Below are 26,989 nucleotides of genomic sequence, written 5' to 3'. Positions count from 1 at the left end.
CCAGGTCAGCATTTCGTAGATTATTGTATATTGATCACTCGATTTGGTGATGTGCCAGACGACTGCTCCGAAGGCGTAATAGAACACGAGGAGACCGAAAAGCGCCCGGGTCAAACTGTTGAAATACAACATAAAGGCGACAAAGACGATGAATGCTATGGCGATGAACCAAGCTATGAATTTGTCTATAAGATCCGATGAGAATAGCATCCGACCGTTACAACATGCTTGCGATCGGAAAGCGAGACGAAACCGCCACGACGGATTTGCAGTCGGCTACCTAACCGATCGGTCTCGGCCTCATCGGTTGATCCGCTAGTATAACGGAGCCTTTACCCCGCCCTCACCAAGGGAGGGGTTTGGGGCGGGTCTTTTCTAAAACGAGGGCGCAATACTCAACTGCGCCAGACAAACCCGAGCTTCTTGATCGACTTCTCGCCGAAGCGTTCCATCCCCTCGGCGACATCCATGCCGCCCATGGCGCGGTAGAAGGTCACGGCATTGTCGTTCTCTTCCAGGCACCAGACGACGAGGCCCTGCATGCCCAGCCCGCTCAGGACCGCGCGGCATTCGCGGAACAGATAGCTGCCGAGCCCGATGCCCTGGTATTCCGGCAGGAGATAGAGTTCGTAGATCTCGCCTTCCTGCTTCAGTTCGCGGACGCGGTTCAGGCCGATCGTGGCGTAGCCCGCGATCTTATCCGCAACCTCGACAACCAGAAGGGTCGATGGACCCCGCGCCGCGCGGCGCCACCAGTCCTCGCGCCGCCGCTCGATCATCTGCACGAGCGCGCGATGCGGAATCATGCCGGCATAAGCGCTGATCCAGGCCGTCCGATGGACGTCCGCTATGGCACGGGCATCGCGCGGATCGGCGCGCCTCACGTCAATTGACAACGTCGTCATAACGTCCATCCACCATACACGTCGTGGCTGACGCCACGAATACTCAAAAGGGACTGCCGACCAAGTTAACCGATTGTTAACCATCCCGGCAAGACGCAAGTTCCGAATCAGACGTTAAAAGATCGGGGAGTCGGGGTGGAGCGACTTCTGGGGTGGGGCCAAGTTATCAACAAGGTTCTGGCCGGCGACGCCGGCCGCGCAACAAAAATCCCGGCGTTGCCGCCGGGATCTGAAACTTTGGAGATGATTGCAGCGATCAGGCGGCGCCGGCAGCGCGCGACTTCTCGAAGCGCTTGCGGTCGTTGGCGTCGAGATACATCTTGCGGAGCCGGATCGACTTCGGCGTGACTTCCATCAGTTCGTCGTCCTGGATCCAGGAAAGCGCGCGGTCGAGCGTCATGCGGATCGGCGGCGTCAGCTTGACGGCCTCGTCCTTGTTGACCGAGCGGATGTTGGTCAGCTGCTTGCCCTTGAGCACGTTGACTTCGAGGTCGTTGTCGCGCGTGTGGATGCCGATGATCATGCCGGCATAGACCTTTTCGCCCGGCTCGATAATCATCGGGCCGCGATCTTCCAGGTTGAACATCGCGTAAGCTACGGCTTCGCCGGAGGCATTGGAGAGCAGGACGCCGTTGACGCGGCCGCCGATATTGCCCTTGAAGGGCTGGTAGGCGTGGAACAGGCGGTTCATGATCGCCGTGCCGCGCGTGTCGGTCAGCAGTTCCGACTGGTAGCCGATCAGGCCGCGGGTCGGGGCATAGAAGCGAAGCCGCAGGCGATTGCCGCCCGACGGACGCAGCTCGACCATCTCGGCCTTGCGCTCGCTCATCTTCTGCACGACGATGCCGGAATGTTCTTCATCGACGTCGATGACGACTTCCTCGATCGGCTCCATCACGGTGCCGGCTTCGTCCTTGTGCATGACGACGCGGGGACGCGACACGGCAAGCTCGAAGCCTTCGCGGCGCATGGTCTCGATCAGCACGGCGAGCTGGAGTTCGCCACGGCCGGAGACGAAGAACGAATCCTTGCCCTCGGCTTCCTCGATCTTCAGTGCGACATTGCCTTCGGCTTCCTTGAGCAGGCGGTCGCGGATGACGCGTGATGTCACCTTGTCGCCTTCGGTGCCGGCGAGCGGGCTGTCGTTGACGATGAAGGACATGGTCACGGTCGGCGGGTCGATCGGCTGGGCATGCAGCGCCTCGGTGACGCTGGGATCGCAGAACGTGTCGGCGACGGTGCCCTTGGAGAGGCCGGCGATGGCGACGATATCGCCCGCATGGGCTTCGTCAAGCGCCGTGCGCTCGATGCCGCGGAAGGCGAGGATCTTGGAGATACGGCCGTTTTCGATCAGCTTGCCGTCCTGGCCGAGAACCTTGACGCTCTGGTTCGGCTTGATCGAGCCGGAATGGATGCGGCCGGTGATGATGCGGCCGAGGAAGGGGTTGGCTTCGAGAATGGTGCCGATCATGCGGAAGGCGCCGTCTTCGTCACCGACGCTGGGCTCCGGAACGTGTTCGAGCACGAGGTCGAGCAGCGGCGCGAGGCCCTGGTCCTTCGGACCTTCCGGGTTGACGTTCATCCAGCCATCGCGACCCGAACCGTAGAGGATCGGGAAGTCGAGCTGCTCGTCGGTGGCGTCGAGATTGGCGAACAGGTCGAAGACCTCGTTGATCACTTCCTCGTGGCGGCCATCCGGACGGTCGATCTTGTTGATCGCGACGATGGGCTTCAGGCCAACCTTGAGCGCCTTGGAAACCACGAACTTGGTCTGCGGCATCGGGCCTTCGGAGGAGTCGACCAGCACGATCGCGCCATCGACCATCGAGAGGATGCGCTCGACTTCGCCGCCGAAGTCGGCGTGGCCAGGCGTGTCGACGATATTGATGCGGTGGCCCTTCCACTCGATCGAGGTCGCCTTGGCAAGAATGGTGATGCCGCGCTCTTTTTCGAGATCGTTGGAGTCCATCATGCGTTCGGTCGTGCGCTGGTTGTCGCGGAACGAGCCCGACTGCTTCAAGAGTTCATCGACGAGCGTCGTCTTGCCATGGTCAACGTGTGCGATAATCGCGATATTCCGCATTTTCATCTGATCGGTCTCTGAAAGTTTGTGGCGGGCACAGGGCGCGCAATTCAATTTGGCGGGCTCATACCCCTTTTTTTGCATTTGCGAAAGGGGTGAAGCGACAAACTAATGAATGCGCTTAACAGGGATGCGACAAATGCAGGGCTTGGGTGGCGGGATTTGATAGGCTAAGGCGACGGGTGCTGGCCCCGCTTCTCCCCTTGGGGAGAAGTGCCGAGCGCAGCGAGGCGATGAGGGGTTCCAATTTGCCGGGCGCTCCGCGCAACCCCTCATCCGGCCCTTCGGGCCACCTTCTCCCCAAGGGGAGAAGCGGGAGACTCACGCCGCAGCGGTCGCCGCCACCGGCTCCAGCGCCAGCTTCCGCGCCTCGACGAAGTCGATCTTGCCAGTGCCGAGCACCGGCACCTTGCCGACGCGCACCTCGGCCGGGACCATCATGTCCATGGCGTTCTTCGACTTGGCGTAGGCGAGGAATTCGGCGCGGGTGGCGTTCGGCGCGTCGGTGAGCAGGATCAGGCGCTCGCCCTTTTTGGCATCCGGCACGGCTGAGACCGCGGACAGCGCACCCGGCCACAGGCTGCCGGCCAGTGCTTCCACCGCTGCCAGCGACACCATCTCGCCGCCGATCTTGGCGAAGCGCTTGGCGCGCCCGCGGATCTTGACGAAGCCGTCGGCATCGATGGTGACGATGTCGCCGGTGTCGTGCCAGCCATCGGGCAGCGGTTCCAGCACGCCGGGATTTTCGGCGCGGAGATAGCCGGCCATGACGTTCGGACCCTTGAGATAGAGCCGGCCGCCCTCCTCGATTCCAGGTACCGGTTCGAGCTTCCATTCCATGCCGGGCATGATCTTACCGACGGTGCCAGACTTGTTGTACATCGGCGTGTTGATCGACACGACCGGCGCGGTTTCGGTGACGCCGTAGCCTTCGAGAATCCTCAGCCCGAACTTCTCCATATAGGTCTCGCGGGTCGAGGCCTTCACCGGCTCGGCGCCCGAGAAGATGTAGCGGATCGAGCGGAAGTCGTAGGGATGCGCGGTCCTGGCATAGCCCGACAGGAAGGTGTCGGTGCCGAAGATGATCGTCGCATTCGACGAATAGATCAGTTCCGGCACGATGCGGTAATGCAGCGGCGAGGGGTAGAAATAGACCGGCACGCCGGAGATCAGCGGGAGCACAGTGCCCGCCGTCAGGCCGAAGGAGTGGAACACCGGCAGGATGTTGAACACCTTGTCGCCCGAGTGGAAATCGATGCGGGCTGCGGCCTGCGCGGCATTCGACAGGATGTTGCGGTGGGTCAGCACCACGCCCTTCGGCGTGCCCTCGGAACCCGAGGTGAACAGGATCACCGCCGCGTCATCGGGCTTGCGCCTGACCAGCGGACGCGCCTTGCCGAGATAGCCCATCAGCTTGTCCTTGTAGCCGATCTCGGTGCGCAGGTCGTCGAGCCAGACGATCTTGACCTGCTTTTCCATTTCCTCGATCACTGGTCCAAGCTTGGCCTGGGTCACGAAGGCGCGGGAGGTCAGCACGTGCTTCACCTTGGCGGCGGTGCAGGCGGATAGAATGTTCGTCGCGCCGGCGGTGAAGTTCAGCATCGCCGGTACCTTGCCGGCGCTCATCACGCCGAACAGTGTGGCTGCTGCGCCATTGGCGTTGGGCAGCATCACGCCGAGCGTCTCGTCATCCGGGAAGCGCGCCTTGAACTGGGCGGCCAGCACGGCGGCGCCGGTCAGCAGCTTGCCATAGGTCAGCTTGCCGGTGACCGGATCCTCGACCGCCAGCTTGCTCATGCCGCGCTCTTTCGCGGATTCGATCACCCGCTCGATCACAGTCGAATCGGTGTTCGATGTCTTGAACATCAGGTCCGACATGATCTGGTAGAGGGCGGCACCGGCGGCGATGCGACGGGCGCGGCCCTTGAGTTCGGCCGGGACTTCGAGCTTCTGCGGTTCGAGGATCGTCACCTTGACCTTGGGGAACCAGCGGCGGCGCACCTTGTCGTCGTTGAGATAGGTGAAATAGCTCTTCTCCAAGCCGTCGATGCGAACAGGCACGACCATCGCGCCGGTCTTGTCGGCCACCATGGCGGCGCCATCATAGACCTTCATCAGCGTGCCGGTGACAGTCAGGCGGCCCTCGGGGAAGATGCCGATCGGATTGCCGTCCTGCACGACCTTGATCAGGGTGCGGGTCGCCATCGGCTTGGTCGGGTCGAGCGGCAGGAATTTTGCGAATTTCAGGAACGGCTTCACCCACCAGGCCTGGGCGATCTTGTAGTCGACGGCGAAGGTCGGCTCTTCCTCGGTGATGGCGAGCGCCAGCGCGCCGTCGAGCAGGCTGACATGGTTGAGCGCGATGATCGGTGCGACGCCGGCCTTCTTGATGTTCTCCAGCCCTTCGACTTCCAGCCGCATGAAGGCGCGGAAGATGATCGAGATGAAATCGCGGAACGGATTGGTCGGCAGGGTCTTCAGCATCAGCCAGGCAATGCCGAGATTGATGACGGACAGTCCCAGGATGATCATCGGCACCGAGGTACCGATCGCCTGCAGGATGGCGACCAGCGCCAGGCCCGAGGTGATGAACAGTGCCGAGAGAACGTTTGCCGCACCGATGACACGGGCGCGGCGATCCTCATGCGCCCAGGTCTGCATGGCCGCGAAGGTCGGCACCGCGAGGAATGCGCCGCCGATCGCCATGCCGGCAAGGTCTACCGCGACGCGGATCGTGCTCTGGCCGGCGAAGAAGCCTGATATCGTCGTGGCGTGGGTGACCGAGGTAAGACCCCAGAGATTCCATGCGAGGTCGAGGCCGAACAACGCGATGATGGCGGTGCCGATCGGCGCCGGCAGCAGCACGACGCGCCCGGCCGACATCCAGCCGGCAATGGCGGAACCGATGGCGATCGAGATCGCGAAGATGGCGAGATAGGCCGGCACCACGATTTCCGAACCGCCGAGGATATCTTTCACCATAATCGGCAGCATGGTCATCACGAAGGCGCCGACGAACCAGAACCAGCAGTTCATCAGGGCCGAGCGCCAGATGCGCTGATCCGCGCGGATTTCGCCCACCAGCGTCACGCTCGAACGGAAGATGTTCCAGTCGATCACTAGGTCGGGCGCCTTGGAGCCGGTCGGCGGGATCATGCGGGCAGCGAACCAGCAGAGTATCGAGAGGCCCATCATCATCGGTCCGAAAACCCAGATATTGTCGCCGCCGCTAAAGGCCACGGCCGCGACGATCGTGCCGGTCAGGATGGCGATGAAGGTGCCACCCTCGATCCAGGCATTGGCCTTGGGCAGATCCCGGCGGTCGAGATGATCGGGCAGAATGCCGTATTTGATCGGCCCGAACAGCGCGGAAATCACGCCGAAGCCGAACAGGGCCAGCATCAGGATCCAGATCGACGACAGTCCAATACCCAGCACGGCCACCGCCGCGACGCCGATCTCGGCGCGCTTCAGCAGTTCCGCCATCTTGGCCTTGTCGTATTTGTCGGCCAGTTCACCACCGATCGCCGAGAGCGCCAGGAAAGGCAGGATGAAAATGCCGCCCGCCACCGTCACCAGCGAGGCGCCTTCGGCTGCCATCTGGAACATGATCAGGAACACCAGCGTGTTCTTGAGGAAATTGTCATTGAACGCCGAGAGGAACTGCGTCCAGAACAGCGGCGCGAACTGGCGCGATGTCATCAGGTTGCGTTGCATCGAGATCTTCCTTTTGCGGGCAGTGTCACCAAGCCACAGAGTCGTTAGCCAATAGTTGCTCGACCGGACAACTCTGTGGTGTGGTTAACTTCAGCTAACTCGCGTCGTTACGATTGATGTTGAACAGCAGTTTCTCGGTCTTGGCATCCTCGACCTTGCGGATCAGCTTGTCGGCTTCGGCGTTGTCGCGGATGGTCTTGGTGACGTTCACGGTGGTCTGCACGAGCATCAATATGCCCATGACGAGGTAGCCCTTACCCCAGAGATCGAGCGGCATCATGTAGAGGCCAAGCGCCAGCATGGTGCCTGCCGCGCCGAAGCTCAAATAAGAGAAGCTCACCCAGGCTGAGGAATGCTTCTGGAAACTCTCGTTCATATCAGTATCCCTTGTCCAGTGTTGATACGGTCAGGCGGCGTTGTTCATTCTCGCCCGAAGGCGAGCGAGGATGTTTTCGGGGTCGGGCTGGAGCGGCGCGCCGCACCCGGCCTTGGCGAGCTTCTCGATGATGGCGGCGGGATCGGTGCCGGCATCCATCTCGCGCAGCGCCGATGCGGTTGTATCGATCTCCTGCTGGCGGGTGCGAAGGCGCAGCAAAGTCTCCTCCGCTTCGGAGAGCGTGGCGAGGCCGTGGTGGCCCGCCGAGCGATCGAGTTTCTGGGTATGCTCGGTGGCGCGGGCCAGGCGCTCGCCGCGCTGCAGTTCCCTCAGCCGGGCCTCGGAGGCCCGGACCACGGATTTCATCCGGTTGATCGAGGCGCTGAACTGCGCCTGCGCCTTCTCCGAGGCGGCGCATTCCGCCTCCAGCCAGCCGATCGCTTCGGCGGCCTCGCGGGCCAGCTTCTCGTTGCCCTGCTGGAGGGCCGCGATGGCGCGGGTTTCGAGGTCGGTGATGCGAGCGAGAGCGGCCTTGTGCTGGCCGACCTCCTGTTCGTTCTGGGCGATGGCAATGGCCACCGCGCGACGCGCCGACTGGATTGCCAAGGTGGCGTCGCGGATCTGCTGGCCCAGTAGGGGAATTGCGTTCTGATCGAGAAAGTCCTGCTCGGCCTCGAAAGCGCGGCCACGCAGCAATGTGAGAATTTGTTTGAACATCTCGGTTTCTCCATGTATGAACAACGTTCACGATTATGTTCTGACACAAAGACGAACAATGTTCAAGAATTATTTTGAACGACGTTCATAATTTCGAAGGCGAATGGTTAATGGCCGGCAAACGGGAATTGAAACGCGAGGACTTGAAAGCGCGGCTGATCGAGGCGGCGCGCAACCGGATCATCGCGGATGGACTCGGCAATCTCCGGGCGCGTGACGTGACGCAGGATGCCGGCTGCGCGCTGGGCGGGCTCTACACGGCCTTCCGCGATCTTGATGAGCTGGTGTGGCATGTGAACTCCTCGACGCTCCTGATGCTGGAGCATCAGCTGACCGAAATGCTGGCCGAGGAGAACGACCCCGCTGCCCAGTTGAGAATCCTGGCGCGCGGCTATCTCAAATTCGCGCTCGAGAACCGGAATCTCTGGGCAGCCCTCTTCGATCACAAGCTGCCGGATGATGTGATGCCGCCGGACTGGCATCTGGAACGGCATATGTTCCTGATCCAGTTCATCGCCCGGCCGCTCACCCGGCTCAACCCCGATATGCCTGATGAGGATCGGCAGATCCGGGCGCTGACGCTGTTCAGCGCCGTGCACGGCATCATCTCGATCAGCCTCGAAGGCCGCTTCGTCGGCATTCCCGCGACGCGGCTGGAAAGCGAACTCGATGATTTCGTGGCGTTGTTGGCGGCCGGGGCGAGAGCGGACGTGCGGCGGTAGTGGCTTTCTCCCTCTTCTCCCCTTGGGGAGAAGGTGGCGCGAATGCGCCGGATGAGGGGTTGCGCGAAGCGCTTTGCTCGTAGATGAGAACCCCTCATCTGCCCTCCGGGCATCTTCTCCCCAAGGGGAGAAGCGGAGGCTCCATCTTACAACGGCGCGACAGTAACCGGCGCGCGATTGCGCCGCATTTCTGCAAAGATGTGCCCGAACAGCGCGGCGAGCACGATCGCGCCGCCGATCTGGGTCGCCTGCGACGGCACTTCGTTCATGAAGATCCACACCCAGAGCGGCGTCAGCGGCACTTCGAGCGCGGTCAGCAGGCTGGCATCGACGGCGGGAATGCGCTTGGCACCGAATGTATAAAGCGCCAGCCCCATGCCGTTCTGCACGATGCCGAAGGCGGCGACCAGGCCCAGGTCCGTCGTGCTGGCCGCAAGCGGGCTGGCAAAGGGCGCGGTCGTGAGCGATACAAGCCAGGCCGAGGCCGCCATCGCCGGCAGCATCGAGACTTCCCGGTGCTTGCGCATGACGACCGCCAGGCCAGCGACCGTGAACGACATGATGACAGCCAATCCCTTGCCGAGCAGCGAGCCGCCGCCCTGGCTGTCGGTCACCATGTAGAGCACGCCGCAAAAGGCGATCGTGCTGGCGATGACGGTCGCCCGGCTCGGTTTCTCGCCGATAAAGAAATAGGCGATGAAGGCGGTGATGAAGGGTGCAGTCGCATAGATCACCATGCTGTCGGCGATCGATGTGTAATAGAGCGAGCCCAGCCCGGCCATCATGCTGGCGGCGGAGAGCACCGCCGCCCAGAAGGTCGGCCAGCGCATCGCCTTGAGGGTCGCCCATACTTTGTCGCGCTCGACCGCGAGGAACAGCAGGAAAACCGTGGTGCCGGAAACGAGCCCGCGCAAAAACAGGATCGTCATCAGATCCGCCTCGATCGCCCGCATGAACAGTCCTGAAAGCGACCACAGAAACGCCGACACGGCCACATAGGCCACGCCGAGGCGATAAGTGTTCTGTTCGGTGATCGTCATGGAAGCCTGCAGGCATCGGAGGGAGCCGAGATATCGCCGATTCATGAGGTGGGTGCAAGGTGGGTGGTTGGGAAGAAAGACCCCGCCCCAACCCCTCCCCACAAAGGGGGAGGGGCTTAACTTGCGGCACCGTCTCGAAATTCTCAGCGTCGAGTAATGGGCATCGTCTTCGGCGCACGCAGGCCGTGCTTTGATGGAAAGTGAGCGCCACGGATTGGCCCCTCCCCCTTGTGGGGAGGGGTTTCGGGGCGGGGCCTTCTCGAACCCGAAACTGGTACGCACACGATTTTCTTTCCAACCAAATCAATTGCTTATCATTCGATATTGGAAAATAATCCCAGTATTATACTTCGCACACTCGGCTGAGTTTCATGATATGTTCCCTCATGCGGGTTGAGTCGGGAGGAACTACGGTTCGGATTCATCGCGGCATCAACGACAGAGTGGGAAACAGCTATGAACATCAACGAACCAAGGTTTGAACATGAACACTATCTCATTGATTACCGTACGGGGCCATTCAGTCCGTGAGGATGAATTCGGTCTTTGGAATCTCAACGACATTTGGTCGCTTGCAAAGGCGCCCATCACGAAACTGCCCAAGCATTGGCGCTCATCCGCCTTCGCCAAGAAGCTGATTCCAGAGCTTCAGAAAAAGGTAACCAATTCTTACCTAAAGGCGAATAAGCAAAATATTCCAGTAATTTACGCAAAATCCGGTCGCGGGAACGATGGCACGTATGCCCATCCCATTCTTGCCGCTGCGTATGCTGGATATCTCAGCCCTAAGCTAGAGATTGAAACTCGCGAAGTCTGGCTCCGTTACAGGGCTGGCGATGCAACGCTTGCCGACGAGGTTTTACAGCGAGCCTCACCTGAAGCGAACGAGTGGGCAGCCAAGCGTGCCATGGGTCGCGCGGTTCGCGGGCTCTACACCAACGAGTTAGACAAGCGCGGAGTGGTAAAGCCGGTCCATTATGCAATTTGTACCAACACTACATATCAGGGGTTAACTGGCAAGACTGCCGCGGAACTTCGGGCCGAACGTAATGTGATGGGTCCATTGCGCGATGCGATGACAATATCCGAGATTGCGTTCATCGCAGCTTCGGAAGCTCTGTCAGTAGAACGTATGGAATATGAGGACTCGGCTGGGTTCGACCAGTGCCGAACGGCAACCGCAAAAGCCGCATCTGCAATAAGAAACGCGATAGAAGCGGACCGGCGCGACCGAGTTAAGGTTCCTTCTTAATCCGATCTATGTGCCTTTCACCCGATGGCTTCCCTCTCCCCTTGCGGGAGAGGATAGCAAGCCCGCGAGCGCGTCATCGAACGCATGGACGCGCTTGGTGAGGGGTGAACACCCAGCCAGAAAGGTACCCTACACCCATCAAGCCGGCCCCAGAAACAGATGCGTCTCGGATTTCGCCACGCCATCCATGCTGCGCACGGCGGTCACTACGGTGTTGAATTCCGCGAGACTCGGCACTTCGATTTCGGCGATCAGGTCCCAGATGCCGTTGGTCGTATGCACGGCGGCAAAGCCCGGGTTGCGGCGGAGGGAGGCGATGGCCGGCTTGATGTTGCGGCCGGCAAGCTCGACCATCATCACGCCGCGCACCATGGCATCCGGCCGGTTCTCGCGCAGCTTCACCGTGAAGCCGGCGATCGCGCCGGAAGCGACCAGCTTGTTGAGCCGGGCCTGCACCGTGCCGCGCGCCACACCCAGCAGGGTCGCAAGCGTCGGGATCGAGGCGCGTGCATTGACCCGGAGTTCGGCAATCAGGCGCTGGTCGAGGTCGTCCATGGTGCAAGCCTTCTGTGTCATCCGGCAATCTGGCTGGCGATTTCGCCAGAAGTTTGCGCATTTCGCCGGTTTGCCTCGTTCCGGTCAACCCCTGGCTCGCCTATGGTCCCGATATCAAGGGAGAAGCAGATGACCGATCGCACCACCGACACTGAAGCAAGCTGGCAGCCATTCAACCGGGTGAAGGAGATTTCCTATCACCTCGTCTCCTGGCCGAGCGAGAGCGGCACATCGGGCGAGGCGGAATTCGCCGACAGGCTTGCCGGTCTGCTGCGGGAGATTCCCTATTTCCGCGACCATCCCGAAGACATCGCCATCATCGACAGCCATGGCTCGCCGATGGCTGGGAATGTCGTGGCCGTGGTGCGCGGGTCGGGCAAGCGGACGCTGGCTTTCGGCGGCCATTTCGACACGGTCGAGACGAACAACTATCTCGAACTCAAGCATCTCGCCTGCAAGCCGGATGACTTGAAGGCGGCGCTGATCGCCGATCTCGAAAGCCGGCCGCTCACGGCGACCGAGGCGCGGGCGCTGGAGGATTTGAGGAGCGGCGATTTCGTGCCCGGTCGCGGCATGCTCGATATGAAGAGCGGCGTGGCGGCAGGCATCGCGGCGCTGGAGCACTTTTCCGAAATGCCGGATCGCCAGGGCAATCTCGTGCTGTTCGCCACGCCTGACGAGGAGCGCAATTCGCGCGGCATGCGGTCGCTCCGCGATGCGCTGCCGGGTCTCATGAAACGCTGGGATCTCGATATCGTCGCCGGCGTCAATCTCGATGCGACCAGCGACCAGGGCGACGGGTCCGAGGGCCGCGCCATCTATCACGGCACGATCGGCAAGCTTCTGCCCTTCGCCTTCGTCGTCGGCCAGGCCTCGCATGCAAGCTATCCGTTCGAGGGCATCAGCGCGCATCGCATCGCATCCGAAATCATGCTCGCCTTCGAGGCCAATCCGGCGCTCTGCGACACCGGCGAGGCGCAAGTCTCGCCGCCGCCGATCTGCCTCGAGGCGAAGGACCTGCGCGGTGGTTACGAGGTGACGACGCCCGACAAGGTCTGGCTCGCCTTCAACTGGCTATTTCATTCGCGCACGCCGTCGGAACTCCATGGCGATTTCAATGCGATCGTCGGACGCGCTGTGGAAGAGGCGCTTGACGACTTCAAGGCCAAGGCTGCGGACTATGCTCATATGAACGGCGTCGAGCCGAGCAAGCTCGATTTCACCGGTCGCGTGATCAGCTTTGCCGAGCTGAGGCAAGAAGCTTTGAAGGCGGGAGGCGTGGATGCGCAGCAGCGTTTCGACGTTTTGGCATCGTCGCTCGCCGGCAACGACAATCCGCTGAACGTCACGCGCTCGCTGGTCGAGTTCATGGTCGCCGAGGCGCGCATCACCGGCCCGGCCGTCGTCACCGGCTTCTCCAGCCTGCACTATCCGCACACGCATCTGGACCTGTCGCGCGATCTCGACCGGGATTTTGCCGCAGCACTTGACCGGGCACGCGGCACGATCGAGAGCCGGCATGCCACCAGCTTCAAGCGTCGCGAATATTTCACCGGCATATCGGATATGAGCTTCTTCGGCGCCGCGATCGATGAGAGCGATACGACCGTCGTTGCCGACAATACGCCTGCGGCGCTCTGGGTCGATCGCCCGCCGGCCGATGCGCTTACCTATCCCGTCGTCAATATCGGCCCCTGGGGACGGGAATTCCATCAGCGGCTGGAACGGCTCTACATGCCTTACGCCTTCGACGTGTTCCCGAAGTTCCTGGTCGAGATCGTCCGGGAGGTGCTGCTCAGGCGGTAGGCTGCCTGGCGTTCCACCAATGCAGGAACGGCGGTAGCGAAACGGTGATGAGAGCAAAGGCGGCGGCGATGATGAGCAATAGCCAGTCGCCGCCGTTGCCCGCATCGAAGGTGGCTTGCATCATGCCGATACCGATCACGTCGGCGATGAGGAAGAACAAGGCTAGGCATAGGCTGGCGGCTGGCGCGCGCTTCGAGCGCGCATAGCGGAGGATGATGCCGACGGCGATCACCGACGAGCCGATGAATACGACCGAGCCGATGATATAGGGCTGTATCAATTCCTTGTCGGACTCGATGAAATGGAAGCCTTGGGCGGCAAAGGCGTATACGAGGAAGCCCAGGACGAGCAGGCCCATCAAGCCGGGGATCATGCAGAGCACCGCCAGCACGATGCGGAGCACCACCGGCCCATTGATCTGGTTCTGGCTCGCGACCGGCTCGCTCATTCCCAACCCTTCGGTGTTTCGGTGATGGTCGGCTGTGGCTTGGTCATCACCCAATGCAGGAAGGGAGGAAGCGCCACCACCAGCAATGCGACGATGCAGCAGCCCTGGAGAAACACCACTTCGATGCTGTTGTCCGTCGTGTTGGTGTCGGAGAAAACGAAGTAGGTGCCGATAATGAAGCCGACCGACAGGACGGCGAGGAAAAGGCTCGCAAGCGGCGCGCGATCCCAATGCGCAAGCCTGAGCATCACGCCGACGATGATCAGTCCGGCGGCGATCGCCGCCGTGGCGCAAAGGCCGAAGAGCCAGCCGATGGCGCCTTCGATGCCAGCGAAACCCCTGCTGCTATCGGCCCATTCGCCGACAACCGTCAGATATACCAAGCCGCCCGGCACGAGCAGGCCGAGGCTGACAACGCCGAGGACCGCAAGCAGAATCCATCGCGCCGAGGTTCCGACTGCATCGCCCGATCCGCCAGTGTCCGCCAAGTTCGTCACCATCCGCCGAACCCGATGGGCCGGCGCTTCCGATATGAAAATCTACGTGGGAACGGCGGGATGCAAGCATTTATTCTCGGCAGGGCGCATAGGAAGCTGCGCCCTGCCGCCGATGGATCGGACGTCAGGTCGTCCGGACCGGATCGAGCGTAACCTTGTAGAGCTCCTTGTCGTCGCGCTTGATGATCCGGACGGTCAACTGCTCGGTCGCGCCGTCGATATCGACGAGGCCGAAGAACTGCAGGCCGGCCGAGGGCGGCAGGTTCTGGCCCTGCTCCTTGGTCGGCGCAGCGACGAACTTCACTTCCGGACCAAATGTCATGTCCATGTCGTTGGGGCCGAAGCTGCCGGCATGGATCGGGCCGGAAACGAACTCCCAGAAAGGATCGAAATCCTGGAACTGGGCCTTGTCGGGATTGTAGTAATGGGCGGCGGAGTAATGCACGTCGGCGGTCAGCCAGACCGTGTTCTTGATCCCCGAGGTCTTGATGTAGCGCAGCAGGTCGGCGATTTCGAGTTCGCGGCCGCTGGCCGGGCCATGATCGCCGTTGGCGATGGCTTCGGCGCCCTTCTTCTCCTTGCCATTGTCCCAGACGATAATGCCGAGCGGCATGTCGCTGGCAAGGATTTTCCAGGTGGCGCGGGAATTGGCGAGTTCGCGCTTCAGCCAGCGCATCTGCTCGGCCCCGACAATGCGCGAATTGTCGTCGAGCACCGTCTCCTTCGATTCCCCATTCGGGCCGCGATAGGAGCGCAGGTCGATGAAGAACACATCCATCATAGGGCCATAGGAGATCTTGCGATAGACGCGGCCCGGCTCGGCCGGGGTATAGCGGATCGGCGTCATTTCGTGGAAGGCGCGGCCGGCACGGGCGGACAGCAGCGCGATCGACTTTTCGGTGTAGCGGTCGTCGGCCATCAGGTTCTTCGACGAGGACCAATTGTTGGTCACTTCATGATCGTCCCACTGGAAGAACGTCGGACAGATGGCGGCGAGCGCGCGGACATGCTCGTCCATCATGTTGTACTTCCACTGGCCGCGATATTCGGCCAGCGTCTCGGCGACCTTCATCTTTTCGGGAATGACGACCTTGTTGACCCATTTGGTGCCATCAGGCAGATCGACGCTCTCCTTGAGCGGACCGTCGGCGTAAATCGTGTCGCCGGAATGCAGGAAGAAATCCGGCTGGTGCCCGGCGATCGTGGCATAGGAATACATGCCCTTGTCGTCGATGCCCCAGCCCTGGCCAACCGTATCGCCCGACCATGCGAAGCGGATGTTGCGGCGCGAAGACGGGCCGGTGCGGAAGCGGCCGGTGACCGGCTCGGACATGACATTGATGTCGGAGAGATCGGCTGCGGTGAAGCGATAGAAGATCTCCTGGTCCGAGGGCAGGTTCTCGACGAGGCGCTTGACGGCGAAATCGCTTTCGGGAAGCGCGTTCATCGGCGCGAGACGGATCGGGTCCTTGAAGCTCTCGACGGTGGAAATCTCCATCTGGATCCGCGACGGACGGTCGACGCGCGTCCAGATCATGCCGGAGGACGAATCGACATCGCCCGACTGGACGCCATGGGTGAAGCTCGGCGCATTGGCGGCGCGCGCATAGAAGGGCAGCGCGAGACTGGACGTGGCCGCGAAGAGGCCTGTCGCGGCCGTGCTCTTCAAAAGGGTTCGGCGTGAAAGTGTGCTGGTGATCCTTGACATGAAGCTCTCCTTGATTCCGCTCGCGGGTCTTGCCCGCGGGCGGCAACAAACAGGGGATTCATGTCAGCCGGGTAATGCCCCGATGACGTTTCGATGATGCTTTGGTGACGGTGTCGGATAGAGCTTGGCTAAAGCAATGTCTTGCCGGTCGCTGTTTCCATCACGCTGGTCAGCTGTGCCGCGAGCATGTTTCCGAGCAGCTCTTCCATAGCCGACAAATCAAATGGTCCCTCAGAAGGATTTTGGTCGGCCTGTTCGAGGGCTGCAAAATAGGGAGTTCTATTTTCCACAATCTGGTCAGGTATCGTCTTTTGTCCTGGCAACAGAAGGCCAAGCTTGATGCAAAGCACTGCGTAGGAAATCATTCTGGATGTCCGGCCATTGCCATCGCTGAACGGATGAATCCAATTCAACCTCCACATGGCGAAGGAAGCCAGATGGATCGCGGTGCTCCTTGTCCAATGCTCGTTAATGTAGTCGCAAAGGTCTTCGATGAGTTCGGGAACTCGATGCGCATCGACCGGTTTGTGCCGACTGCCTTCGATAACAACCGAAGCAGGGCGATAATTGCCGGCGTAGGAGCTTATACCCTGAAGTGCTTCCCTATGTAGGCCAAGAAGTAAGGATGGCCGCAACCGCCAACTCGAGCCCTTTTCTATAGCATCGATGATCGCGCGGCACGCGTAGTCGTATTGGAGCAGGCCGTTTCTGGCTTCGGCCTCGGCACGCAATATCTCATCGGTGATAAGGGTCGCCTCACTGGCAACACTATGCCGACGAGTCTCATCAGTCATTTCGTCTCTTTCAGAATTTGTTCTGCAGCCTTGTCGATCATCTCGCGTGTGATCAACTGGTTCTCGAAATGCGTGTTCCCATAGGCGAAGCTGCGGCGCTGCTGCTCATGGTCCGATTCGGTAGGCTTCACTTTTCGTGCCGCCTCAACCAGTTTCTCCAATGACTCATTCATGTCTTTTCTCCCTCGGCTACACACCATAAGCTGATTGCCGGATCATGCGAATAGTGTTGCACGACTATTTTGATTCAAGCTGGATTCACGCCGCCAGCCCTTTCTTCTTCAGCATTGCGTCGGGGCTCGGCAGCTTGCCGCGGAAGGCCTTGTAGGCGTCTTCCGGATCGATCGAACCGCCGACGGAATAGATGTTTTCCTTGAGCCGCCTGGCTGTCTCGGCGTTGAACGGATTGCCGGTTTCCATGAAGGCTTCGAAGGCGTCGGCGTCTAGCACTTCCGACCACATGTAGGAATAGTAGCCGGCGGAATAGCCATCGCCGGAGAAGACGTGGCTGAAATGCGGCGTGCGGTGGCGCATGACGATCGACGACGGCATGCCGATCTCGGCGAGCACCTCCGCGGTCAGCACCATCGGGTCGCCCGGCGGCCTGGTGTGGAAGGCCATGTCGACCAGCGCCGAGGAGGTGAACTCGACCGTGTTGAAGCCGGCGTTGAAGGTGCGGGCGGCAAGCACCTTGTCGAGCAGTTCCTCGGGCATCGGCGAACCAGTCTCGTAGTGCAGCGCATATTCCTTGAGGATATCGGGCACGGTCAGCCAGTGCTCGTAAAGCTGTGACGGCAGCTCGACGAAATCGCGGGACACGCTGGTGCCGGAAACCGTGGGATAGGTCACGTTGGACAGCATGCCGTGGAGCGCATGGCCGAACTCGTGGAACAGCGTCTTGGCGTCGTCGATCGACAGCAGCGCCGGCTTGCTTTCGGCCGGTTTGGCGAAATTGCAGACATTGTAGATGATCGGAATCTCGCCCTTGGCGCCGTTCTTGAGCGGCAGCTTGTGCTGGCTCTGGAAGGAACTCATCCAGGCGCCGGAACGCTTCGAGGAGCGGGCGAAATAGTCACCCATGAACAGTGCAACGAGATTGTCTTCGAAATCGCGGATCTCGTAGACGCGGACATCGGGGTGGTAGCCGGCGATATCGGTGCGGCGCACGGCCCTGATGGAGAAGAGCTTGGCTGCGACCGCAAAGCAGGCGTCGATGATCCTCTCAAGCTGGAGATAGGGTTTGAGTTCGCTTTCCGAGAAGTTGAACGTCCGGGCCCTGAGCTTCTCGGCGAAATGCCGCCAGTCCCAGGGCTGCACGCCGTGGTTCCTGCCTTCCTCGGCGATCAGGCGGGCGAGATCGGCCTCTTCCTCCAGGGCGCGGAGACGGGCCTTTTCCCAGACCTTCATCAGAAGGCCATTCACGGTGCCGGCGTCCTTGGCCATGGTGTTGTCGAGCTTCAGCGCCGCGTAATGCGGGTAGCCGAGCAGCCTGGCCTTCTCGTCGCGGAGCGCCACGGTCTCGGCGATGATCTCGCGATTGTCTGTGGGGCCGGGATTTTCGCCGCGCGCGGCCCAGGCATTGAAGGCCTGTTCGCGGAGATCGCGGCGTTCGGAGAAGGTCAGGAACGGTTCGATGATCGAGCGCGAGAGAGTGACGGCATATTTGCCTTTCTCGCCGCGCGCCTCGGCGGCCGCGGCCATGGCGTCGCGGACGAAATCCGGCAGGCCGGCGAGCTCGTCTTCATCGGAGAGCAGCAGGAACCAGTTCTTCTCGTCGGCCAGCACGTTCTGGCCGAAATTGGTGCCGAGGCTTGAAAGCGTCTCGTTGATCTTGGCGAGCCGCTTCTGCTGGTCCTTGGGCAGCTTGGCGCCGGATTTCACGAAGCCCTTCCAGTGGCGCTCGAGCACGCGGGTTTCCTCGAGCGTCAGGCTGAGGCTGTCCTTGCTCTCCCAGAGCGCATCGATGCGCTTGAAGAGCGGCTCGTTCTGGCCGATCTTCGAATAGTGCCGCGACATGACGGGCGAAATCTCGCGTTCGAGATGCTGGATCGCTTCGTTGGTGTCCGAACCGGCCTTGTTCCAGAAGATCGACGAGACGCGCGACAGCTCGTCGCCGGCGATTTCGAGCGCGGTGATCGTGTTGGCGAACGTCGGCGCTTCCGGATTGTTGGCGATAGCGTCGATCTCCGCGTCATGGGCCACTAGAGCGAAATCGAAGGCCGGCTTGAAATCCTCGTCGCGGACGGCGGCGAAACGCGGCAGGCCGTGCGGGCCGTCCCAGTTGAAGATGGCCTGGTTGATGGCGGGTTCGGTCATGGGCTTTCCTTCGCGGATGCATCTGGTCTCGTGAATCACCAGCAATATAGGAAGTCATGCCGGGGATTTGATACCGCAAACGTTGAAAGGGCCGAAAATTCCGCTTGTTGCCTACCTCAGCCCTTCAGGTAGGCTTGCAGCGTACGCCCCAATTCGCGGACGATGAGTTCCGGGGGAAGATCGACGACAGGCTGCAGCTTGATGACGTAGCGGCTGAAGGCAAGGCCGAGCAACTGGCTTGCGACGAGGCCGGCTCGGTCCTTTGGGTTCAGCGGTCCCTCGATGCGCGCCAGCGCCGGCATGACCTGGCCGGCGAAGATCTCCCGCAGCTTTTGCAGCGCGAACTCGTTCGATGCGGCGGAGCGCAACAGAACCGCCATGCCGCTATTGCCCTGCTCGCCCTCCCAGATATCGAGGAAATGCCGGACCAGCACTTCGCCCAACCGGGAAGGCTCGATCTGGCCGGGGTCGGGGAGCTTGAGATCGAACACGGCAATGCGGGCAAAGAGTTCGTCCTTGCTGCCGAAATAGCGGATCACCATGGCCGGATCGATCGAGGCCGCCGAGGCGATATCGCGGATCGTGGTGCGCTCATAGCCGTTGCTGGCGAAGATCTGGCGGGCGGCCTCCAGTATGGTCGCTCGGGTTCGTTCGGATTTGGTCTGCTTCACGGAATCACTCACCTGACAAAAATGCCAACACATGTTGACAAATGCAAGGGCTTGATCTAAAAGTCAACACACGTTGACAAAAGGAGATCGAGATGTTGACCGAGAACACGGATGTACTGATCGTCGGCGCCGGCCCCACCGGACTGGCCCTGGCCATTGCACTGAAGCAGGCGGGCGTGGACCATCTGCTGGTCGAAAAGCTGCCTTCCGGAAAGAATACGTCGCGGGCGGCGGTCATCCATGCCCACACGCTGGAGGCATTGGAAAAACTGGGAGTCGTCGGCGAACTGACGCGCCGCGGTATGAACCTCACGAAGTTCGCACTCAGGGATCGCGACCGCACATTGCTCAAGTTGCGGTTCGACCAATTGCCTTCGCGCTATGCCGAGATTTTGATGCTGCCACAGGACGAGACGGAAGCGGTGCTGAAGGAGCGGCTTTTGGTTCTGGGCGGATCGGTTCACTGGAACACGGCGGTGTCGTCCGTTGAAAAGCATGGCGATGGCCATGTGGTGCGGCTCACGACATCAGAGGGCCAGCGTGTCGTCGAGGCCCGCTTCGTGGTCGGCGCCGACGGCATGCATTCGATCGTGCGCCAGAGTGCGGGGATCGGCTTCGAAGGCGAGACCTATGCCGGATCCTTCGTGCTGGCCGATATCACCATGGACTGGAGCATCGGCAATGAGGAAGTGTCGCTGTTCTTCTCGCCATCAGGCATGGCCGTTGTCGCGCCTTTGCCGCACGGCCGTTACCGCATCGTTGCTACGATGGAAAATGCGCCCGAAAAGCCCGGCATTGCCGACGTCCAATCGATCCTTGCGGCGCGTGGGCCTTCGGATGGCAAGACGAAGGTGCGAGACGTGATCTGGAGTTCGCGCTTCCGGCTGCATCACCGCGTCGCGACCGCCTATCGCAACGGCGGCATGCTGCTGATGGGTGACGCCGCCCATGTCCATAGCCCGGCGGGCGGGCAGGGCATGAATACCGGGCTGGTCGATGCCATGGTGCTGGGCGAGGCGCTGACACGGGTGATACGGGATGGAAAGCCGGAAACGGAACTCGACCGCTACGAGGCGCTCCGCCGTCCGGCAGCGATCGAGGTTCTCGCGATGGCGGATCGCCTGACCGGTCTCGCAATGGTTCAGGGCGGGTTTCGCCGCGCGGTGCGCAACATGGCGCTTGGCGTTCTCGACAAGATCGGACCGCTGAAGCGGAAGCTGGAACTTGGACTGTCGGGACTCAGTCGCAAGGCTTATTCCGAGCTGTGAGTTTCGGGCATCAAGTGCCCGAAGGACGGGCACTTAAGGAATTCAACGCTGCGGCCGATCGTCTGGCCGCGGAGCAAGCGTCAGGGATCAACCCTTGAGGTTGCGCTTGCCGAGCGTGCGCAGGCGCAGCGCGTTGAGCTTGATGAAGCCGGCCGCATCCTTCTGGTCGTAGGCACCCTGGTCGTCCTCGAAGGTGACCAGCTGGTCGGAATAGAGCGACTTGTTCGATTCGCGGCCAATGACCATGACATTGCCCTTGTAGAGCTTGAGCGTCACTTCGCCCTCGACATTTTTCTGGCTGAGATCGATCGCGGCCTGCAGCATTTCGCGCTCGGGCGAGAACCAGAAGCCGTAATAGATCAGCTCCGCATAGCGCGGCATCAGGTCGTCCTTGAGGTGGGCGGCACCCCGATCCAATGTGATCGATTCGATTGCGCGATGGGCCGTGAGCAGGATCGTGCCGCCGGGGGTCTCATAGACGCCGCGAGACTTCATGCCGACGAAGCGGTTCTCGACGAGGTCGAGGCGGCCGATGCCGTTGTCGCGGCCGTAATCGTTGAGCTTGGCCAGCAGCGTCGCCGGGCTCATGCGGACGCCGTTGATGGAGACAGCGTCGCCCTTTTCGAAGCCGACCTTGATCACGGTCGCCTTGTCGGGCGCGGCTTCCGGGGAAAGGGTGCGCATATGGACGTATTCCGGCGCCTCGACAGCAGGGTCTTCAAGCACCTTGCCTTCGGAGGATGAGTGCAGAAGGTTGGCATCGACCGAGAACGGCGCTTCGCCCTTCTTATCCTTGGCGACCGGGATCTGGTGCTGCTCAGCAAATTCGATGAGGTCGGTGCGGCTCTTGAACGACCAGTCGCGCCAGGGGGCGATGATCTTGATGTCGGGGTTGAGCGCATAGGCGGAAAGCTCGAAGCGGACCTGGTCGTTGCCCTTGCCGGTCGCGCCATGGGCGATCGCATCGGCGCCGGTCCGCTTGGCGATCTCGACGAGATGCTTGGAAATCAGCGGCCGGGCGATCGATGTGCCGAGCAGGTAGACGCCCTCGTAGACGGCATTGGCGCGGAACATCGGGAAGACGAAATCGCGGACGAATTCCTCGCGGACATCCTCGATGAAGATCTCCTTGATGCCCATCATCTCGGCCTTCTTGCGGGCCGGCTCGAGTTCCTCGCCCTGGCCGAGATCGGCCGTGAAGGTGACGACCTCGGCACCGAGTTCGGTCTGCAGCCATTTGAGGATGATCGACGTATCGAGACCGCCCGAATAGGCGAGCACGACTTTTTTCACGTCCTTGGGAAGCGCCATGATGTTATCCGCCTGGATAGATTGGAATTGCCGGTCTTTTAGCGCGAAATGCGGCAAGTGCAAGCCCTGATGACGATGTGAAAGGTCTTAGTCAGTGCGTGAAATTGCTCGATGCGAGGCACTTTTCGCGATTGCGACGAAACGTTCCTTCACCTGCCTGAAAAGTGTCGGCGGCAAAGGCCCGTAATAGCCATTCTCGGTATCGAGTGGTCTGACATCAGGACCGGGCCAGATGAACCGGTTGCTCTCGGTGAGGATGATCCAGGACCGTTCGTCGTCGAGCTTCAGGCGGGTCTTGACAGCATGCGGGATTTCAACCGCGTCCCCGGGATTGCCGGGTGGAGTGTGAGTGATCGGCAGAACCCTTACGATGCGATTGCCGTTTTCATCGATCTTGACCAATGCCAGCACAAGGCAGGGTCGGTCTTTGTCGCCCTCCACGCGGCCTTGGCGATATTGCTCATGCCAAAGATACGAATAGCGGAAGACGTAACCAACCCTGATGTCACTTGGAAACATCGGCTGCCGTCAGTTCCCGATCGAGATGTTCGAGACCCGGTTCCATCTCGGAATTCTCGATGACTGCCAATTCCTCTGTCGAAAGATCGGTCGTCAATTCTACTTGACGTTCGAGCTTCGAAAGCCGGACAAAGTCGTCATAGGCCATCAGGACGGTCCGGGGGCGCCCATTCTTGGTTATGATGACGGGCTCGCGCAGGGCATCGTCCTGATAGGCGCCGAAATTCTTCGAGATTGCAGCGGCCGGAACTTTTGAAACCATATTAATACTCCATACAGAAATATTACGGGAAATCCGTAATTTCCGCAACATCTATGGTCTTTGCCAATTCCCGCAATCGCGTTACAAGCATGGCAAATTCACCTCATATGGATCGCGACGATGAGCGAACAGCACCCTGTCTTCAAATCCGGCAACACCGCCGTCATCACCGGCGGCGCCTCAGGCATCGGCCTTGCCGCTGCCAGGCAGTTTGCATCGCTCGGCCTCAACGTCGTGATCGCCGATCTCGGCAGCGACAAGCTCCATGCGGCGGAACACGAGATTGCCGCCGCGTCGCCGCGCGGGGCGGATGCGGTTGCCGCGATCCCGACCGATGTCAGCGAGCTCGAAGACCTCAAGGTTCTCGCGACCGATGTCGCCGCACGATTCGGCAATGTGCATGTGCTGATGAACAATGCCGGCATCGGAGGCGGCAGCGCGCTGTTCGGGCCGCTGGAAAACTGGGAGCGGGTGTTCGCGGTCAATCTCTGGGGCGTCATCCATGGCAGCCGCGTGTTCGGGCCCAAGATGCTGGCGCATGGCGAGCCCGGCCTGATCATTAATACTGGCTCGAAACAGGGCATCACCACGCCGCCGGGCGATCCGGCCTACAACACGGCGAAGGCGGGGGTGAAGGTCTTCACAGAGGCCTTAGAGCATGAGCTGCGCAACACCGAAGGCGGCAGGGTCAGCGCGCATCTGCTGATCCCCGGCTTCGTGTTCACCGGGCTGACTGCGGGCAACCGCACGGAGAAGCCGGCGGGCGCCTGGACTGGCGAGCAGACGATCGATTTCATGATGACGTCGCTTGCGCGGGGGGATTTCTATATCCTCTGCCCCGACAACGATGTGTCGCGCGCGCTGGACGAAAAGCGCATCCACTGGGCGGCGCACGATATCATCGAGAACCGGCCGCCGCTGTCGCGCTGGCACAAGGATTATGGCGACGCGTTCAAGGCATTCCTGGAAAAGGACCTCAAGTGATGGAATTCCTGCCCGATCTCACGACGTTCGTCACCTTCACAATTGCCGTCTGGGTGCTCGCGATCACGCCCGGGCCGGATATGACGGCCTCCATCGCCCGGTCGCTGAGCGACGGCAAGGCCGGTGGAATGATGGTGGTGTTCGGCACTTCGACGGGGCTGGTGATCCACACGTTGCTCGTCGCGCTCGGTATTTCGGCGCTGATCATCGCCTCGCCCACCGCCTTCACCTTGCTCAAGACCGGCGGCGCGGCCTATCTCGTCTGGCTCGCGATCCAGGCGATCCGGCATGGCTCCAGCCTGTCGGTCAAGCGGGCGGACGGTCCGGTCAAGTCGCGGCTCGCCAACTATCTCACCGGCTTCTGGGTCAACCTGCTCAATCCCAAGGTCATTCTGTTCTTCATGACCTTCCTGCCGCAGTTCGTGACCGCCAGCGATCCGCATGTGACGGGCAAGCTTATCTTCCTCGGCTTCTGGGCCATCCTGATGGGCATGCCGTTCAACATTCTCGTCGTGATCGTCGCGGAGCGGCTTTCGGGCTGGCTGCAGAACAACCGCCGCGTCCTGCGCGGTATCGACTATACGTTCGCTGGTGTTTTCTCGCTCTTCGCCTTCAAGATTTTCATGACGCAGACGAAATAGTGGCCCGGTTGGTGAAAACCGGGCCATGATTTCATGCCATCAATTCAATCGCAAGGTGACACGAGCGGTCAGAACTCTTCCCAGTTATCCTGGCTGACGGCGACGGCGGCGGAGCCTGCCGATGCATAGCGCGGCGCCGCCTTCGGGGCCGGGCGCGGAGCAACGGGTGTGGCCGCGACGACGCGTGGTGCTGCGGCGGGATTGCGTGCCGCCATCGGCTGGCCGCCGCGCACCCTGAAGCGGGCGACGACGTCCGCGAGTGTCTCGGTCTCGCGTGAGAGGCTCTGGGTGGCGGCGGTGGTTTCCTCCACCATGGCCGCGTTCTGCTGGGTCGCCTTGTCCATATTGTCGGCGGAGGACGAGATTTCCCTCAGGCTCACGGCCTGCTCGCTCGTGCTCGCCGTGATAGTGTTGACGAAGAGACCCATCTGGCCCACTTCGGCGACGATCTCGCCGAGCGAGGCGCCCGACGCGCTCACCAGGTCCACGCCTTGCTTGACCTGAGCGGCCGAGGCGGAAATCAGCACCTTGATCTCCTTGGCGGCATCGGCGGAACGTTGCGCCAGACCGCGCACTTCCGAAGCGACGACCGCGAAGCCTCGTCCGGCGTCACCGGCACGTGCGGCCTCCACACCGGCATTGAGCGCCAACAGATTGGTCTGGAAGGCGATATCCTCGATGACGCTGATGATCGTGTTGATCTGCGCCGACGATTGCTGGATGGCAGCCATCGCCTCCACGGCATTGGCAACGATTTCACCGCCGCGCGAGGCTTTCTGCTGTGCCGCGGTGGCAACATTCTGGGCTCGGACCGCGCCCGAGGCGCTGTCATTGACCGCACTGGTCACCTGACCGAGGGCGGCCACGGTTTCCTCGAGCGATGCCGCCTGCTGTTCGGTGCGCTTGGCGAGGTCGTTCGAGGCGGTGGAGATTTCCTGCAGGCCCGCCCTGATCGTGCCGACGGAACCGACGACCGAGCCGATGACCTCTTCGAGTTCTGATATGCTTTGGTTGAATTTCGAGCGGATCGGCTCGAATTCGGCGGCAACGGCCGTGTCCAGCCGGACGGTCAGGTCGCCGGCGGCAAGGCTGTCGAAGCCTTTTTCAACGGCGTGGACGAAGGCGCGGAGATCCTCGGCCTTGGCGTTTTCGAGGTTCGACAGGCGGTCGCGTTCGGCTTCCTGCTTGCGGCGGGTTTCCAGTGCCTCCTCCTCGAGATGCTTCTTCTCGTTCGCCGCGACCTTGAACACATCGACGGCGCGCGCCATGGCGCCGATCTCGTCGTTGCGGTTCTGGCTCGCTATCGGTGCGTCGAGTTCGCCAGCGGCGAGACGGCCCATGGTGACGGCGATGTTGCGGATGACGCTGGCGATCGAGCGGGCAAAGAGCAGGAAGCCGACGAGTGTCATAAGCGAGACGAGAACCGTGGCGATGATCATCGTCCAGAGTGCCGTGGCATTGGCGGCGACGATCTCGGTCACGTCGGAGCCGATCTCGATGACGCCGAGTTTGGCGCCGGAGAAATTCAGGATCGGCTGAGCCTCGACCGCATAATCACGACCGCCACTGGAAATGCGAACACTCACCGGCTGGCCATCGAAGGCCGCCTGCAACTGTTCGGACGACAGGACGGATTCGCCGGGAAAGGTCGAAGCCTGTTTTTCGAAGGCGCCATCCTTGAACACATGGACGGCGACCTGCGCGCCCACCTTCGTGGCCAGCGGCGCGAAATACTCGTTGGCGAGCGCGGTGCCGACATCAACGACGCCGACGGTCTTTCCATCCTTGATCACTGGGGCGGAGGCGAACATGCTGACCGCGGTGCGGCCCGGCTCGGTTCCTGCCGCAAGCTTGCCGGCGGTGAGCGCGGCGACGATCATCTTGCGCCGGCCGGTCAGGTCATCACCGAACTTGTCGGGCGCGTGAATGCGCGCGACGGCCTTGCCCTCGGTGTTGGAGAAGGTGATCATTCCCATGCCACTCAGCTCGGTCATTTGCTTCAGGTTGGGGCCGAAACGCTCAAGAATGCCTTCGCGTGCGTTGGATTCGATCAGATCGGCGACCTCAGGCTGGCCGGCAATCGCCAACGCAAGGCCGGATGCGGCGCCCTTCTGGGCATCCATGTCGAATTCGATCACATCGAGATCGTTGGTCAGTTCCTTTTGGATCGCCTGTTCGCTGACCTCAGACTGGCGGTAAAGGCCTATGCCGCCGATCGCCACGCTGGCAAAAAGCACGGCTGCAAAGCCGTAAGCCGTTATGCGGATCCAGATCGGTTGTTTCACGTCAATCGAACTCATCAATATCCCCTTTTCCCACGATGCATGGTGCACTGCGAGGCCCTTGAAATGCCTGACAAATCAACAGAGAAGTTTAAAGTTTGAGTAAACTTTGGAC

At 61.2% G+C, this 26,989-nt stretch carries 24 protein-coding genes; 6 read left to right on the top strand and 18 right to left on the bottom strand.

The window, feature by feature from the left end; genetic code table 11:
- Positions 1 to 395 precede the first annotated feature (395 nt).
- The 5 genes from IHQ71_RS25095 to IHQ71_RS25075 all read right to left on the bottom strand — a co-directional run bounded on the left by IHQ71_RS25095 (position 396) and on the right by IHQ71_RS25075 (position 7,798).
- On the bottom strand, positions 396 to 905 hold the full coding sequence (locus IHQ71_RS25095) for a GNAT family N-acetyltransferase (protein WP_258159125.1): 510 nt from the start codon (positions 903 to 905) through the stop codon (positions 396 to 398).
- Between the two features lie 256 nt (positions 906 to 1,161).
- Positions 1,162 to 2,994 carry a translational GTPase TypA gene (gene typA, locus IHQ71_RS25090; RefSeq protein WP_258159124.1) on the bottom strand — a complete coding sequence of 611 codons (1,833 nt, stop codon included), beginning with the start codon at positions 2,992 to 2,994 and terminating at the stop codon, positions 1,162 to 1,164.
- A 315-nt stretch (positions 2,995 to 3,309) separates the two neighbouring features.
- Positions 3,310 to 6,705: an acyl-[ACP]--phospholipid O-acyltransferase gene (locus IHQ71_RS25085; protein WP_258159123.1), complete on the bottom strand. Its 3,396-nt coding sequence runs from the start codon at positions 6,703 to 6,705 to the stop codon at positions 3,310 to 3,312.
- 94 nt (positions 6,706 to 6,799) lie between these two features.
- The gene (locus tag IHQ71_RS25080) at positions 6,800 to 7,081 is read right to left on the bottom strand and encodes a YiaA/YiaB family inner membrane protein (RefSeq protein ID WP_258159122.1); all 282 of its coding nucleotides are present in this window, start codon (positions 7,079 to 7,081) and stop codon (positions 6,800 to 6,802) included.
- A 30-nt stretch (positions 7,082 to 7,111) separates the two neighbouring features.
- Entirely contained in the window at positions 7,112 to 7,798 is a 687-nt protein-coding gene (locus IHQ71_RS25075) for a PspA/IM30 family protein (RefSeq protein ID WP_258159121.1), read from the bottom strand.
- A 110-nt stretch (positions 7,799 to 7,908) separates the two neighbouring features.
- Between IHQ71_RS25075 and IHQ71_RS25070 the strand changes: the two genes are divergently transcribed.
- Positions 7,909 to 8,520: a TetR/AcrR family transcriptional regulator gene (locus tag IHQ71_RS25070; RefSeq protein WP_258159120.1), complete on the top strand. Its 612-nt coding sequence runs from the start codon at positions 7,909 to 7,911 to the stop codon at positions 8,518 to 8,520.
- A 146-nt stretch (positions 8,521 to 8,666) separates the two neighbouring features.
- On the opposite strand, the gene IHQ71_RS25065 is transcribed toward IHQ71_RS25070, so the two are convergent.
- Positions 8,667 to 9,560 carry a DMT family transporter gene (locus IHQ71_RS25065; RefSeq protein WP_258159119.1) on the bottom strand — a complete coding sequence of 298 codons (894 nt, stop codon included), beginning with the start codon at positions 9,558 to 9,560 and terminating at the stop codon, positions 8,667 to 8,669.
- 484 nt (positions 9,561 to 10,044) lie between these two features.
- On the opposite strand from IHQ71_RS25065, the gene IHQ71_RS25060 reads away from it, so the two are divergent.
- Entirely contained in the window at positions 10,045 to 10,812 is a 768-nt protein-coding gene (locus IHQ71_RS25060; protein WP_258159118.1) for a KilA-N domain-containing protein, read from the top strand.
- A gap of 138 nt (positions 10,813 to 10,950) precedes the next feature.
- On the opposite strand, the gene IHQ71_RS25055 is transcribed toward IHQ71_RS25060, so the two are convergent.
- On the bottom strand, positions 10,951 to 11,367 hold the full coding sequence (locus IHQ71_RS25055; RefSeq protein WP_258162947.1) for an Lrp/AsnC family transcriptional regulator: 417 nt from the start codon (positions 11,365 to 11,367) through the stop codon (positions 10,951 to 10,953).
- Positions 11,368 to 11,496: 129 nt separating this feature from the next.
- On the opposite strand from IHQ71_RS25055, the gene IHQ71_RS25050 reads away from it, so the two are divergent.
- Complete coding sequence (locus IHQ71_RS25050; protein WP_258159117.1) at positions 11,497 to 13,173, top strand: M20/M25/M40 family metallo-hydrolase; 1,677 nt, start codon at positions 11,497 to 11,499, stop codon at positions 13,171 to 13,173.
- Here the strand turns inward: IHQ71_RS25050 and IHQ71_RS25045 are convergent.
- The 7 genes from IHQ71_RS25045 to IHQ71_RS25015 form a co-directional block, all read right to left on the bottom strand.
- Positions 13,163 to 13,621, bottom strand: coding sequence for a hypothetical protein (locus IHQ71_RS25045; protein WP_258159116.1), 459 nt, complete (start codon positions 13,619 to 13,621; stop codon positions 13,163 to 13,165). The genes IHQ71_RS25050 and IHQ71_RS25045 overlap by 11 nt on opposite strands.
- Positions 13,618 to 14,121 carry a hypothetical protein gene (locus tag IHQ71_RS25040; protein ID WP_258159115.1) on the bottom strand — a complete coding sequence of 168 codons (504 nt, stop codon included), beginning with the start codon at positions 14,119 to 14,121 and terminating at the stop codon, positions 13,618 to 13,620. The genes IHQ71_RS25045 and IHQ71_RS25040 overlap by 4 nt, the downstream gene beginning before the upstream one ends.
- 121 nt (positions 14,122 to 14,242) lie before the next feature.
- Positions 14,243 to 15,826, bottom strand: coding sequence for an alkaline phosphatase (locus tag IHQ71_RS25035; protein WP_258159114.1), 1,584 nt, complete (start codon positions 15,824 to 15,826; stop codon positions 14,243 to 14,245).
- Positions 15,827 to 15,954: 128 nt separating this feature from the next.
- The gene (locus IHQ71_RS25030) at positions 15,955 to 16,620 is read right to left on the bottom strand and encodes a Fic family protein (protein WP_258159113.1); all 666 of its coding nucleotides are present in this window, start codon (positions 16,618 to 16,620) and stop codon (positions 15,955 to 15,957) included.
- Positions 16,617 to 16,793 carry a hypothetical protein gene (locus tag IHQ71_RS25025; protein WP_258159112.1) on the bottom strand — a complete coding sequence of 59 codons (177 nt, stop codon included), beginning with the start codon at positions 16,791 to 16,793 and terminating at the stop codon, positions 16,617 to 16,619. The genes IHQ71_RS25030 and IHQ71_RS25025 overlap by 4 nt, the downstream gene beginning before the upstream one ends.
- An 85-nt stretch (positions 16,794 to 16,878) precedes the next feature.
- Positions 16,879 to 18,936: a M3 family metallopeptidase gene (locus IHQ71_RS25020; RefSeq protein WP_258159111.1), complete on the bottom strand. Its 2,058-nt coding sequence runs from the start codon at positions 18,934 to 18,936 to the stop codon at positions 16,879 to 16,881.
- A 116-nt stretch (positions 18,937 to 19,052) separates the two neighbouring features.
- Positions 19,053 to 19,607, bottom strand: coding sequence for a TetR family transcriptional regulator (locus IHQ71_RS25015; RefSeq protein ID WP_258159110.1), 555 nt, complete (start codon positions 19,605 to 19,607; stop codon positions 19,053 to 19,055).
- Positions 19,608 to 19,699: 92 nt separating this feature from the next.
- Here IHQ71_RS25015 and IHQ71_RS25010 point away from each other — a divergent pair, with 92 nt between their 5' ends.
- A complete protein-coding gene (locus IHQ71_RS25010; RefSeq protein ID WP_258159109.1) occupies positions 19,700 to 20,875 on the top strand; it encodes an NAD(P)/FAD-dependent oxidoreductase in 1,176 nt (391 codons plus the stop codon).
- Between the two features lie 87 nt (positions 20,876 to 20,962).
- Here IHQ71_RS25010 and IHQ71_RS25005 read toward each other — a convergent pair whose 3' ends face one another.
- The 3 genes from IHQ71_RS25005 to IHQ71_RS24995 form a co-directional block, all read right to left on the bottom strand.
- Positions 20,963 to 22,186, bottom strand: a complete 1,224-nt coding sequence (locus IHQ71_RS25005) for an argininosuccinate synthase (RefSeq protein WP_258159108.1) — start codon at positions 22,184 to 22,186, stop codon at positions 20,963 to 20,965.
- Between the two features lie 87 nt (positions 22,187 to 22,273).
- Positions 22,274 to 22,705: a plasmid maintenance toxin (PemK-like) gene (locus IHQ71_RS25000; RefSeq protein WP_258159107.1), complete on the bottom strand. Its 432-nt coding sequence runs from the start codon at positions 22,703 to 22,705 to the stop codon at positions 22,274 to 22,276.
- Positions 22,692 to 22,967, bottom strand: a complete 276-nt coding sequence (locus tag IHQ71_RS24995) for a type II toxin-antitoxin system Phd/YefM family antitoxin (protein WP_258159106.1) — start codon at positions 22,965 to 22,967, stop codon at positions 22,692 to 22,694. The genes IHQ71_RS25000 and IHQ71_RS24995 overlap by 14 nt, the downstream gene beginning before the upstream one ends.
- Positions 22,968 to 23,087: 120 nt before the next feature.
- On the opposite strand from IHQ71_RS24995, the gene IHQ71_RS24990 reads away from it, so the two are divergent.
- Both IHQ71_RS24990 and IHQ71_RS24985 read left to right on the top strand, forming a co-directional pair.
- Positions 23,088 to 23,951 (top strand): SDR family NAD(P)-dependent oxidoreductase, encoded by an 864-nt coding sequence (locus IHQ71_RS24990; protein ID WP_258159105.1) that lies wholly within the window; start codon positions 23,088 to 23,090, stop codon positions 23,949 to 23,951.
- Complete coding sequence (locus IHQ71_RS24985; protein WP_258159104.1) at positions 23,951 to 24,592, top strand: LysE family translocator; 642 nt, start codon at positions 23,951 to 23,953, stop codon at positions 24,590 to 24,592. The genes IHQ71_RS24990 and IHQ71_RS24985 overlap by 1 nt, the downstream gene beginning before the upstream one ends.
- A gap of 68 nt (positions 24,593 to 24,660) precedes the next feature.
- On the opposite strand, the gene IHQ71_RS24980 is transcribed toward IHQ71_RS24985, so the two are convergent.
- Positions 24,661 to 26,892, bottom strand: coding sequence for a methyl-accepting chemotaxis protein (locus IHQ71_RS24980; protein WP_258159103.1), 2,232 nt, complete (start codon positions 26,890 to 26,892; stop codon positions 24,661 to 24,663).
- Positions 26,893 to 26,989 lie beyond the last annotated feature (97 nt).

The organism is Rhizobium sp. TH2, assembly GCF_024707525.1.
Classification (GTDB): Bacteria; Pseudomonadota; Alphaproteobacteria; order Rhizobiales; family Rhizobiaceae; genus Rhizobium_E.
The sequence above is the reverse complement of the archived record's forward strand: the minus strand, read 5'-3'. Positions and strand labels throughout refer to the sequence as shown.